This window comes from Pseudomonas sp. 14A, from assembly GCF_018132745.1.
Lineage (GTDB): Bacteria > Pseudomonadota > Gammaproteobacteria > Pseudomonadales > Pseudomonadaceae > Aquipseudomonas > Aquipseudomonas mercuritolerans.
Genome location: NZ_JAGRQJ010000017.1, coordinates 195,599 through 208,278 on the forward strand (window position 1 = coordinate 195,599; position 12,680 = coordinate 208,278).

The window sequence follows — 12,680 nt, forward strand, 5'->3', positions numbered from 1 at the left end:
CCGACATTGCGCTCCCCGGGTTTTCGCGCATCACGGATTTTTTTCAACAGACATTGCCGAACAGTCCTGGCAGCCTGCAATCAAGCGGGGAAACTCCAAGGTTGCCCGCCGTCGAAGTCACCCCCATGCCAGCCCATAGAGGGAGTGAAAAATCGATAGATGACTATTGGCTTTCCGAGGCTTTTTTGCGCGGCATGAACCCCGCCGACGCAGAAGGCTTTCGCTGGATCGTCAACCGCAAGTTCGTTGATGTGTATGTCGACGGCGTGCTGCGCACCACTCATGTCGGCCTCGATGAATCCGGCACCCTGCGAAGCAAACTGCTGACCGAGCGCATCCCTTCCGGACCGCGCCTGTATAAAAATGCCGAGGGCCAGACCTGGCGCCTGACGGAACAGCCTGCCGCAAAACGACCGCGCGTGCAGTCACCCTCTCAGCCCATCGACCAGAGCCGCTACTGGCCCTCGGGGCGCTCGCCAGACAACCAGGGTTATTTCGAAATGCGCGAGTCCGGGGGATCAAGCGCACCTCAGACACTGTTCGCTCTCACGGATGAGTATGGCAACTTCATGCGCGTCGACCCGCCCGCTGGCGGCTTTGACGCACAGCCGACGCACTTCGTGCACTGGACCGACAGGCAAATCTGGCAACTGTACGGGCTGCACGGCGAGGACATCGTGAGGTTTCGTCTGCATGCCCACACCACCGGCCAGCCACCCCAATGGGCGCAACCATCGCCCACGGGCAACCCGGTGACCGACCTGCTGCGCGACAGCCTGCGCTGGCTGCACCCGGCCATGTCCTTCAAGGAGCGTGAGCGTTATCTGCAGTCGTTCAACCTGCTGCCAAGCCAATTGCTGCGTCTGCAGCAAGACATGCAGAACCGGCTGGCAATACCGGCCTGGGTCCAGGCTCACCAGCGCTTGCTCGATGACGTCGACAATCCGCAGCGATTCGAGCAGTTCGCCAAGGATGCAGTCGAACAACTCAACCTCAAGCGCAATGCCCGCCACGACTGGTATCACGCCGAGAACAGTCTGACCCCCGAAATACGCGAAGCACTGCTGAAGTCACTGGGTTACCTGCGCAACAAGAACAATTGCCTGTACCGCACCGACATTCCTGCGCTGTTTCGCGGTGACGAGCGCACCCCGTTCGAATTGGCGAACGACGGCACCATGCTGCCGCGCTACCACCATGAACCCGGCGCCACTACGCACAAGCCGATCAGCGCGACCTTCAGTCTCAATGAGGGCCAGATGTATGCCAGCGCGCCGGATCCTGAATACCTGCGCTTCAACAGCCAGACCCACAAATATCCGGGGCGTGATGCCAGTGACAGCAGCTCGGAAAGTGCTGACAGCGATGCCAGCGATTCGCCGAGCAGTTCGTCTTCCGGCTGGTCTGAACCGTCCAGCCCCGTGGCGTGGGATCACGAGCGCGATTACCGGTCCAGCCGCACCCGGCAGACGGAAATGTTCATCTACGCCCTCGACACCCGCAACCTTGAAGTCGTCCCGCATGAAGAAAACATGATGTTCAACGCCAGCGCCCGCAAAACGCCGCCGACCTGGTTTCCCTCTGACGATTTCGAGGGACTGATCTCTGTCAGCCGCAGCGGACTGAGTGCCGAGCGTATCTGGCTGCTGAACAGCGCCCAGACCAAAGGCGCCAGGGTGACAGACATCAACGACATGGCGGGAGACAGCGCTGGACGCATCAAAGCGGCGACCCATGCCGGACACTCCAATCAGTTCGAATATGACCGATTGATCGACCAGGTCGAGGCAGCGGCCCTGCCCATAGTCAGGCTTTCAGGCAACAGAAACGAATTCGCTCATGACATCGTCTGGCCCTGAAACAAACAGTTTGCCCGCAACACCGGTAAGGAAACCGCAGCTTCATACACACCATTCAAGGATCAAGACGTGGCGAAACTCATCATACCCTCGACGCATAGTTCCAATGTGCGCCTGCTTCAAGTCACTCCCATTGATGCCTCAGCCAATGCGTATGCACCGGCAACAGGCAACCCCGAGCACGTGCCTTCACCTTCCATCGTCGAGCCCGCTGACGCCTCGCACAGCCAGACGCTGCAATCCCTCGACGAACACTTCGGCCCGCTGCGCATTGGCGAGTACATGGCCAGTCGGGTCGAACTGCAGGCGCTGGGCGCAACGGTCAACGGCCAACTGATCAGCACGACAAACGCCAACATGAAGGTCCCGGATCAAGAGTTTCTCGACGGGCTCAATTTCCAGGCGGCAGCAGTCGAAAGTCGCTTGAGGGCGGCCGACGTCCCGGACAGCGGCCTGGTGGCAATGCTCTTTTATGAGATCGCCTGCAAACGCTCCATCGACGCCGGGCCGATGTTCGTCAGCGACTCGCCCATTGCGGCTGGCAGCAGTACCGATCGCCTGAATCAACTGGGCAAGGCTGCGCAAAAGCTGGATATCCATCGGATCGATACGTTCGAAAACGCGCCAGGCTGGATCAACAAATACAAAAGTTACCTGACCAGCAGTGCAGGTGTCGGCCTGCAGGGGTTTGGCATCTACAGCGGTTATATGGCCATGGCCGATGCGCTGCAAAAGGGTGAAAAACTGGAAGCGCTGTTCCAGGGCAGCTCCATTGCCGCCGAACTCGGCTCGCTGGTCATCGAGCAGGGTCTGACCAAGACTGGCCACGCGATGCTCACTCAAGGAGGCAACCTCTTCAAATACTTCCCGCTGACTTCGGTGGGCAAATACATGAGCCGCGGCGCAGGAATGTTCGCCAGCGCGATCACCCTGCCGTTCGACATCATTGATGCGGTCAAATCGTTCAACGCTGCTGCTGCCGCGTCGGGCAAAGAAGCGCAGGATCACTACGTCAGTGGCGCGTTGAGCGTGGCCGGCGCTGGCATCAGTCTGGTGTTGGGCGTCGCTGCGCTGGCCGGGTTTGGCAGTGTCGCCGGCCCGGTCGGGCTCGCCGCTGCGGCGCTGCTGATCGCCGGGTCGATGATTTATCAGGCCGCGCGGGTGGTTGACGACATCGATGACTACATTGAACTCACCGGCCTCGAACGCCTGCGCTCCGGCTGGTTCGCTTTCACCCGCCAGGAACTGGACACGGAGGTGATGGATCGCTTCAAGCTGAGCAAAGGTTATCGCGACCATGAAAAACAGCTCGAACAGTCGGCCAGGGACCTGCTCGAGGGCGCGTACAAGAACTCCATCGAGCACGTGGTCAACGGCGCTTTTCGCACCGAATTGCAATCCGTCGAGCTGTGGCGCTATGTCTGGGACGAAAGCGTCGGACAGAAGCCGTTCAAACTCGATAGCCAGGCCGTCATCGTTGGCGCAGACGATGTGATCGATGCCGGCGATGGCTTGCCTGCCGATCTCAAAGGCAAGGTCAGCGGCAGCGCGGGCGAAGGCAAAGGCATTTTCTGGCGCCTGGGCGATGGCGATGACCGCGTCGTCGGCGTCAAGGCCCAGGCCAATCTGTTCACCTACCGCGACGGCCACAAAGCGCTGACCGGCGGCGACAGGAACGATGCGTTCCATCACGAAGTCACTGAGCAGGAACTGGACCGGCCAGGCAAACCGGCGCACATCAATGTGCTCGACGGCGGTGCCGGCGCCGACACCGTGGCGTTCGAAGGCAGCCGCCCGACCAGCGACACGCGCCACATCGGGCATGACATCAATCTGCAAACCGGCAAGGTGGCGTTGCGCGGCCTGGACCCAGCGGCGCAAGGAATCGAAGTCGCGCACCTGACTTCGTTCGAGAACGTCTCGACCCTGCGCAAAGGCACCAGCCGCGTCACGGGCACCGCCGATGCCAACCAGATTGCTGCCAACGGTTACGACCGCATCAGCGCAGGAGACGGCAACGACATCATTGCCATCTTCGGCACCGAGTGTCAGGTGGACGGAGGCAGCGGCGAGGACAGCTACTACATCGCCAATTCCAATATGCGCACAACGATCATCGAGGACGGCGAACACTCCAGCGTGGTCGAATTCGGCTGGCCGCGGGAAGTCATTCAGCGCTGGCAGGTCATTGGCACTTCGCTGGTCGTCAGTTCGCTGCGCGGCAAGGATGGCAGCGAACCCGAACATGTGCTGACGCTGGACAACGTCTATCGGATGGTCGACGGCCAGCGCCAACTGAAAAACGCCCGATGGTTGTTCCGCACACAAGACAAATATGAACTGCTGGCGCTGCTGCCTGCCCAGCCAGGCGAAGCACTGAGTCAGGACATCGAGGTCGCCGTGACCGTCAACGGTCGACCGGCCGCGGCGCCGGCCATCATCAATGACGGCAAGGTAGTCATCGACAGCCAGGGCCTGAATCGATATTTCATTGCACGCACGGACCGTCGGGTCGAATTCGTCGCTGAGCGCACCGCACCTGCCACGGCCCGCACCGTTTATCTCGACTTCCGGGACAGTGAAATCATCGACGCGGTGATCAGCTATGACGTCGAGTTGCGTAACGGAGTTTCGGGCAATACCCACCTGATCTACACGAATATCTGCCTGTCGATTCTGCTGCCGTCCAAAGTGGTTGCGTTCAAGGGCGTGATTCAAACCATTGCATCAGCGACGGGATACAGCGGCCGCAACAGCCTGAAAGTCACCACACCCCTGCTGGCGCAGGACATCGTGCTGGTTCTCCAGGATGAAGTTTCCTACCGCCTGCAAGTGCCGGAGCTGGACTACGAAGAAGACGCGCAAAACCCCGGCACGCGGCTGTTCAGCACACGCAGCTGGTTGAAAAAGCGCAATGGCAAATATCTGTTCACGCGGCCTTTGGTCAGTGAAAAACCAGCATTGACCGCACAGGCGAGCAAGGTGGTCATCGAACAGCGTGCGCACACAGGAATCTATCTGCTCGAGGGCCAGAGCGCGACGTACGACGTTTATCTGGCCAGCAACTGCATCGTGCGCCTGTCCACCCCGGGGGCCGCGGCGAAAACCGCCAATGCGTCCACCTGGAATCTGTTTACTCGCACGCTCGGTGAGACCGTTACACGCGAGGACATCCGGCTTGACGGCAATCGCTTGCGCATCGCCAGCGTCACCGTTGAACTGCCGGAGATGGGAGTCGACACGCCAGTGGAGTCCGTCAGCGTGGTGACGTCGGCCGGCAATATCTACGAAGTCTCGCTGTTATTCGAAATGTTGCAGCTATACGTCATCGATGCCCGCAGCTACGCCAGCGTCGAGGCGCTGCTGGCCGGCATCGAACAGCACAGGCAACGCAGCGAACTGGCCGCACGGGTCTACGTGACGCACATCGGTTACCAGCCCGGCACGCAGGGCACGCTGGTGTACAACTCGGTGAGCAACTACTGGAGTTCGGTGACTGATCCACAGACACGCTTGAACCGCAAAGACCTGTTTATCGCCCGCCATTGAATCTGACCGCGCCAGCGCGATGTGAACAAATTGCCAGTGGAGATCCGACTATCCACTGGCACCTGAACAACTCTGCCATTGAAGGCTGACTCGTAAAAAAGGAGTTTTTTCATGCGACAAAAACCAGGAGGCGTGCGCCCTTCACCGACGGCCGGTACATCCACCGGTTCAACATCCCGTCCTTCACAACCCGATCGCTTGACAGATCTGGACTTCCATTTGCCAGGACGAATCAGACCGGACGGTTTGAACGAAGCGCCTGGCACCGGCCCCAGCGCCTTTGACGATCATGGACAAGTGGATGCGAACATCACGGTCTCGCAGATGCGCGAGACGCAAGCTCCTCGACCTCGAACAACAGGCTTGCCACTGGAACTCTACTTGCAAAGCGTCGATCAGACCCTCGCCTGCAATGCGAACGGCCTGAGGGTTTATAAGGGTCGTCAGTTTGCCGACATCGCCAATGATGACGGCACCGCCGCAGGGCAAACGGTGATGGTGGCGTATCACGACCTGATGAAGGCCTGGCGCGCCAGGCTGCCGAGCGAGCGAGTGCCATCCGGACCGCCTCTTTATCGAGTCGCCGACACTGACTTGTGGAGCTTGAACAAGCTCGTCGAGGAGTACCCATCCGATCGTCGGGCCGGATCCTATTCCGCAGCTGTACCGGATGCGCAAGGCTATTACGCAGTACACGAATGGCAGGAAACGCCCCATCAAGGGCGGGTCACCTCGCGTTTGAATGTCGGCTTCGCCTTTCGGGACAAGCACGACAGACTGATCAAAGCAGACCCGAGCGAGGCACGTCCGGACCCTTCCTTGCCTTTGCAGCTTGCGCACTGGACCGATGGCGAAATCTGGGATGCGTATAACCTGCGCGATGCACAAATCCATGCCTTTCGTACCGAAGCCCAAGCAAACGGCGGTCCGCCAGCGTGGGCAAGACGCAGGGATATCAAGGACCATCATAAATTCCTTCTGGACTCCATGAAGTGGTCCCACCCGGAGAAAACGCGCAGCGAATGTGCCGAGCTTTTACGCAGTTACAATCTGAGCGTCGCTCAGCAAAAACGCTTGCGAGCAGACATGGAAGACGGCTTCCCGGAGTGGGCCGGACAGCACAGACAAATGACACAAAACGGCCCGGACGAGAAAAGGTTCGAGCACATTGCGGAGGAACTGGGCCCGTTCAGTCTGAAGCTTAGAGAAGAAGGTGAAGGGGGTGAGAGCGATCTGCCTGACGTTAGTCAACGTTATGAAGAAAGCTTTCTGAACAGCTATCTCGAATATGCAGGCTACAAGCGCAACAAGCATGACTATCTTTATCGTACGGACATCCCTGCAATGTTCCGCGCCGATTTGCGTACCCCCTTTGAACTGGCGCGGGACAAGCGGTTGGTGAAGTTGCGGGGCAACCCTTCCGACACCACAACCAAACATGCTTTCAGCGCGACATTTTCTTTGGGTGACGGCGTCCATTATTTGAGTTTTGACTACTATTCCAACCCCCGCCACTACAACAGCCAGGCCAACCGCTATGCGGGGCATTTTTCCGACAGTGACTCATCCAGCGGAAATCGATTCAGTTCGGGTGAGGAGTCGGATACATCATTTGAGATGGACAACTCGCGTGATTACCCATTGCTGCGGCGCAAACAGGCACTTGGCTTTATGTATGTCATCGACACTCGCAGCATCGAAGTGGTCCCGCGGGTGGAAAACATCTACCTGAATAACAGGGACTTTGAGGGGGATACCTACGAAGGGCGGATTTCCATGCCCACCCGGGGTATCAGCGCCGAAAGGATCTGGCTGGTGCGATCGGATCTGAGCCAGGCAGCGCGTGTCGAGGATGTGTTAAGGCAGGCAGGCGACAATGCGGATGCGATCGAAAAGGCAACCTGGGCAGGCACTGATGGTGAGGATATGTATTGGCATGGAAGCAATGCCTATGACCGATTGATAGATCAAATAGCCCAATCCGGTGGCGTCGTGTTAAAGCTGCCAAAAGGCGGGAAGACCTGTTCCGATGATGTGACCTGGCCTGTGGCCGAACACTACCGCCCATGAAAAAAGGCGCCATTCATTGAAAATGAATGGCGCCTTTTCATGAATCTGCTGCTGTACGTTATTTAACGACTTTGATCACCAATCGTGCTGGTTTGCTGTTGAAGGCGTTATGCCCTGTGACATTGGGGTCTGTGTCCAGAAACAAACTCATGCCATCGCTCAACTGCCGATACAGCGGCTTGTCCTGCGGCTCGCTGTTCAACTCGATAAGTGCCGCACCGGAAGCGATATCGTTGAGGGAAGCCTTCGGCGCCCCATAGGTACTGATTGAAAAGTAATGCTCCGGGGCGCTGGTGCTTGCCAACAGGTTATGGGTCTTGTCCTCGATGAACATCTGCGCACCGTCAAACGCGCCCGGATGCACCAGGTGGACTGCGTAATAATCACCCTGAGGAACGAATTTCAACACCAGCGGGTCATCATCCTCATGGTCAGCCAGCGTAATGAAGCTGGATGTCCGCAGGCTCGTCAGTCCTACCTCAGCCTCCAGTTTTTCGCCCAGGGTTATCCGCTTTTCTCGCAACACCTGTTGCAGACGCTGTTGATTGAGAACGACCGGTCGACCATCCAGATAAAGATTTGCCGTGAAGCTCTTATTGTTTATTTTTGCCAAAGACATAGGGTTACCCACTGATAAACGCTCTGCCGTGACTCAACTGCATCGGCAGATAAATACTGAAAAGGGAAAAATCAAATAGCGGTCGCGGTCGCGATGGTTGCGGCTGTTGCCAACATCCGCGGTATATCGCCGTCAGGGATCTTTCCAGACTTGCGTTTACGTCGGGCTATTACCATGCGATCGGCATAATTCGCTGCCGCCTCGATTACGAGGCCGGCGTTATGATCAGTACCGGCATTTTTCAGAATATACTTGCCGGCAATATCGTCCCAGAACGCCCATTCATCTTCATATACAGTCATGCTTTCGTCCTTGTTCTTGTTCAAGTCATCCGCTTCCTGCGGACAACTTGAAACTAAGGCAAAGGAATGATCAGAACAATGCTGGCAAAAGCGATCAGTTGATTCAGAGTGCAACTAGGCAAACAACTCGCCCTGCAACTCATCGAGCAATGCCTGAATTGCATCCAGCCGTTGCTGAGGGTCGTCGAGTTGCAGCAGATCGATCTTGTCTTCTTCAGCGAAGGGCAACAGATAGGCAAGCTGATTGGCCAGCGCCTGTTGCCCGGCGGCTTCGGTGCCCATATCCAACGCTTCGACCATCGGGTGTTCGGCCAGCGCCTTGAGCAGCGCGACCAGATCGGCGTCCTCGTCCTGTAACGGTTGCTCGGGCTCGTCGTCCAGCCATTCGACGTCGGCCAGAATCAGTTGGTCGCGCTGTACTTCGGTGCGCAACACGGTGAAACGCCGCCCGCCCTGGACACGAATGCCGAGCAGGCCGTTGTCCTGTTGCTGGAAATCGGTGATCCGCGCCTCGCAGCCGACCAGCGCAAAACCTTCCGGCGCGACGCCGACTTCGCTGCCCTCAAGGATGCACACCACACCGAAACCGACGCCCTGCTTCATGCAGCGGCCGATCATGTCGAGATAGCGCGCCTCGAAGATCTGCAAGTCGAGATTGCAGCCGGGGAACAGCACCGTGTTCAGCGGAAAAAGCGGCAGACTCATAGACATTTCCTTACACCACCATCGACACCGCCAACGGCAGGAACACCGCCGTGGCCACGCCCATCAGACTCATCGCCAGCGCGGCGAACGCGCCGCACTCATCGTTTTCCTGCATCGCCACCGCCGTGCCGACCGCATGCGCGGTCATGCCCAGCGCCATGCCGCGCGCTTCGGGGCTGTGCACGCCAAGGCGGGTCAGCAGCGCCGGGCCGAAGATCGCGCCGATCACTCCGGTGATCAGCACAAACACCGCTGCCAGCGCCGCCACGCCGCCGATCTGCTCGGCGACCAGCATGGCGATCGGCGAGGTCACCGATTTCGGCGCCATGGTCATCAGGATCATGTGATCGGCACCGAACCACCAGCCCAGCGCCACGCCCATGCCCGTTGCCACTACCCCGCCTATCACCAGCGTAGTAAAAATCGGCCAGAACAATTGGCGAATGCGCCGCAGATTCAAATACAGCGGCACCGCCAGCGCCACCGTGGCCGGCCCCAGCAGAATGCTGAGGATCTCGGTGCTCTTGCGGTATTCCGCGTAGGTCAGGCCGCAGCCGACCAGCACACCGATCACCAACAACATGGAGACCAGCACCGGTTGCAGAAAGATCCAGCGGGTTTTCTCGAACGCCGCCAGCACCAGTTGATAGGCGCCAAGGGTGATGCCGATGCCGAACAGCGGATGATGAATCACCGACGCCCACGCGCCTTGCCAGTCAAACAGCATCAGGACTCCTCCGCCGGCGGCGCGTGACGTTTGACCAGCCGCTGCATGAGCACGCCGGCAAAGGCCATCGACAGGATCAGCGAGACCACCAGCGCGCCGACAATCGCCCAGAAATCCGCAGCAATCGCCGTGGCATACACCATCACGCCCACCGCCGGCGGCACCAGCAGCAACGGCAGATAACGCAGCAGACTGCCCGCTGCCTGATTCAACGGCTCGCCGACTTCACCGCGAATGATCAGGAACACCAGCAACAGCAGCAGCCCGATGATCGGCCCCGGCAATATCGGCAACAGCAAATGATTGAGCGCGGTGCCAAGCAATTGGAACAGCACCAGCAGGGTCAGGCCACGTAACAACATCCGACATCTCCGTCTTACATTTTCAGCCAGCAGGGGCTCGGCATTATAAGCATGCCGGCGCTATGGCCCGGCATTCGCCAAAAGCATGGTCGGTTGACCTGAGCAAATCGCCATGATGATCTACAGTGGTTCGCAGGCCGGTCAAATCCGCCCCCTGAAAAACTATAAAACAGATGAACCCAAGGAGAGTCTCAATGCCCTATGTTCCCGTTGCAGAGCTCAAGGATTATGTCGGCAAGGAACTTGGACGTTCCGAATGGCTCACCATCGATCAGGAGCGCATCAACCTGTTCGCCGAAGCCACCGGTGATTTTCAGTTCATTCACGTCGATCCGGTCAAGGCCGCGCAAACGCCGTTTGGCAGCACGATCGCCCATGGTTTCCTGTCGCTGTCGCTGATGCCGAAACTGATGGAAGACATCCTCGTGCTGCCCGAAGGCGTGAAGATGGTCGTCAACTATGGCCTGGACAGTGTGCGTTTCATCCAGCCGGTCAAGGTCAACTCGAAAGTCCGACTGAAGGTCGACATGGTCGAAGTCACCGAGAAAAAACCCGGCCAGTGGTTGCTCAAGGCTACCGCGACACTGGAGATAGAAGGCTCGGACAAACCGGCCTACATCGCCGAGCCGCTGTCACTCTGCTTCGTCTGATCATCACGGATGCGAAGCAGCGCACGCTGTTTCGCGTCACGTCTGTATATATGCGACGCATAGCTGCGGCATACTCGGTCGCCTAATTGCCCGGATCCCGCTATGCGCTCAATCGCTCGACTTGCACCCCTTGCCCTGACCCTGATACTCACCGCTTGCGGCGACGGCGAATCGCTGTTGCCGCCGGATGCGCGCCTGCCCGATGGCGGTCGCTATCGCGGTGAACTGGTTGACGGCTTGCTGCAAGGTCAGGGCCGCGTCGACTATCCCAACGGCAGTTGGTACGCCGGAGAGTTCGATAAGGGTCAGTGGCACGGGCAGGGCGAATGGCATGGCAGCAACGGTGAGGTCTATCGCGGCCAGTTTCAGCAAGGTCTGTTCGATGGTCAGGGCAGCCTGAGCACCAACGCCAGCAGTTACACCGGTGGCTTCAAGCAGGGCCGGCGCGATGGCGAAGGTACGCTGAAAGAAAACGGCATGACCTATCGCGGCGAGTTCAAGGCTGACCAGTATTCCGGCCTCGGCCGTCTGGAAATGGATGACGGCAGCTCCTATCAAGGCCAGTTCGCCCACGGCAAACCCAACGGCGAAGGCCAGCGCGGCGATGCCAGCGGCAATTCGTTCACGGGACATTTCGTCAACGGTCAACTGGAAGGCAACGGCACCTACAACAGCGCCGACGGCGATATCTACGTCGGCGGCTTCAAGAACAATCAACTGCACGGCAAGGGTCGCTACGAGAACGCCGACGGCGACGTCTGGCTCGGCCAGTTCAAGGAAGGCGCGCTGACCGGCAAGGGCGAACTGATCGGTGCTGATGGCAGCCATTACATCGGTGTGTTCAATGACTGGCGCTTCACCGGTCAGGGCCGCTTGAACCTGGCCGATGGCAGCTTCTACATTGGCGGCTTCGACAACGACAGCTATTCAGGACGCGGCACGCTGGTGCTGACCGATGGCAGCGTGCTCAGCGGCACCTGGATCAACGGCCAACGCGTGCGCGACGCCGACGGCAAGTTGCTGCCCGACACCCTCGAACTCGGTTTGCTCGCCCAAGGTCGGTTGCTGGATGACGCACTGGCGGCGATTCCCGCTTCGACTCCGGCAGTCGAGTTGTACACCCTGACCCTCGGTGGCGACGGCAAGCAAAGCGTGTTCCTGCGTGAATCCGATTACGTCGCCAACATGCTCAGTACGCGCTTTGGCGCCTTCGGCCAGATCCGCCTGGTCAATCATCGCGATCATCTCGGCGACCGGCCTATGGCCACTCGCGAAAACATGCGCCGCGCCGCGCAAGCCCTTGCCGAACGCAGCGGCCCGGAAGATCTGCTGTTCATTTATCTGACCAGCCACGGCACCGCCGAGCACGAACTGGTGCTCGATCAGCCGCGCATGGAACTGGCCGATCTGCCCGCCGATGAACTCGCAGCCGTGCTCGCGCCGCTGAAGCATCGCGACAAGGTCATCGTGATTTCTTCGTGCTATTCCGGTGGTTTCATCCCGGCGCTGAAGGACGAACGCACGCTGATCATGACCGCCTCGCGCGCCGATCGGGTGTCGTTCGGTTGCTCGGAAGAAGCCAACTTCACTTACTTTGGCGACGCGCTGTTCGCCCAGGCGCTGAACCAGACTGATGATCTGGAACAGGCATTCAAACTGGCCAAGGCTACTGTTGCCGAACGCGAACTGGCCGACGGCTTCGAAGCCTCGGAGCCGCAGATCTGGGCGCCGAAAACCGTGCTGTCGCACTGGCAGCTGCTGCGAAAACAGCAGGCGCGCAAAGCTTTGCAAAGCAGCGCATTGAACGACGCGGCGAAAAAAGGCAACTAAGCTGAAC

10 protein-coding genes are annotated in these 12,680 nt (G+C 59.0%); 5 read left to right on the forward strand and 5 right to left on the reverse strand.

Annotated features, from left to right (window positions below; all coding sequences use genetic code 11):
* Nucleotides 1-194 precede the first annotated feature (194 nt).
* From PS14A_RS21950 to PS14A_RS21960, 3 genes are all read left to right on the forward strand, one after another.
* On the forward strand, nucleotides 195-1,859 hold the full coding sequence (locus PS14A_RS21950) for a hypothetical protein (protein WP_249121388.1): 1,665 nt from the start codon (nucleotides 195-197) through the stop codon (nucleotides 1,857-1,859).
* Between the two features lie 183 nt (nucleotides 1,860-2,042).
* The gene (locus PS14A_RS21955; RefSeq protein ID WP_349251724.1) at nucleotides 2,043-5,408 is read left to right on the forward strand and encodes a calcium-binding protein; all 3,366 of its coding nucleotides are present in this window, start codon (nucleotides 2,043-2,045) and stop codon (nucleotides 5,406-5,408) included.
* A gap of 111 nt (nucleotides 5,409-5,519) precedes the next feature.
* Nucleotides 5,520-7,478, forward strand: coding sequence for a hypothetical protein (locus PS14A_RS21960; RefSeq protein WP_212617219.1), 1,959 nt, complete (start codon nucleotides 5,520-5,522; stop codon nucleotides 7,476-7,478).
* Nucleotides 7,479-7,536: 58 nt separating this feature from the next.
* On the opposite strand, the gene PS14A_RS21965 is transcribed toward PS14A_RS21960, so the two are convergent.
* The 5 genes from PS14A_RS21965 to PS14A_RS21985 all read right to left on the reverse strand — a co-directional run bounded on the left by PS14A_RS21965 (nucleotide 7,537) and on the right by PS14A_RS21985 (nucleotide 10,193).
* Complete coding sequence (locus tag PS14A_RS21965) at nucleotides 7,537-8,097, reverse strand: hypothetical protein (protein ID WP_212617220.1); 561 nt, start codon at nucleotides 8,095-8,097, stop codon at nucleotides 7,537-7,539.
* A gap of 71 nt (nucleotides 8,098-8,168) precedes the next feature.
* A complete protein-coding gene (locus PS14A_RS21970; protein WP_130912119.1) occupies nucleotides 8,169-8,423 on the reverse strand; it encodes a hypothetical protein in 255 nt (84 codons plus the stop codon).
* Between the two features lie 90 nt (nucleotides 8,424-8,513).
* Nucleotides 8,514-9,104, reverse strand: coding sequence for an LON peptidase substrate-binding domain-containing protein (locus tag PS14A_RS21975; RefSeq protein WP_137215668.1), 591 nt, complete (start codon nucleotides 9,102-9,104; stop codon nucleotides 8,514-8,516).
* A 10-nt stretch (nucleotides 9,105-9,114) separates the two neighbouring features.
* The gene (locus PS14A_RS21980; RefSeq protein WP_016773013.1) at nucleotides 9,115-9,831 is read right to left on the reverse strand and encodes an LrgB family protein; all 717 of its coding nucleotides are present in this window, start codon (nucleotides 9,829-9,831) and stop codon (nucleotides 9,115-9,117) included.
* Nucleotides 9,831-10,193 (reverse strand): CidA/LrgA family protein, encoded by a 363-nt coding sequence (locus PS14A_RS21985; RefSeq protein WP_016773012.1) that lies wholly within the window; start codon nucleotides 10,191-10,193, stop codon nucleotides 9,831-9,833. The genes PS14A_RS21980 and PS14A_RS21985 overlap by 1 nt, the downstream gene beginning before the upstream one ends.
* Nucleotides 10,194-10,387: 194 nt before the next feature.
* Between PS14A_RS21985 and PS14A_RS21990 the strand changes: the two genes are divergently transcribed.
* Together PS14A_RS21990 and PS14A_RS21995 are read left to right on the forward strand one after the other, a co-directional pair.
* Nucleotides 10,388-10,843 (forward strand): MaoC family dehydratase, encoded by a 456-nt coding sequence (locus tag PS14A_RS21990; protein WP_016773011.1) that lies wholly within the window; start codon nucleotides 10,388-10,390, stop codon nucleotides 10,841-10,843.
* 102 nt (nucleotides 10,844-10,945) lie between these two features.
* A complete protein-coding gene (locus PS14A_RS21995) occupies nucleotides 10,946-12,673 on the forward strand; it encodes a C13 family peptidase (protein ID WP_212617221.1) in 1,728 nt (575 codons plus the stop codon).
* Nucleotides 12,674-12,680: the final 7 nt, after the last annotated feature.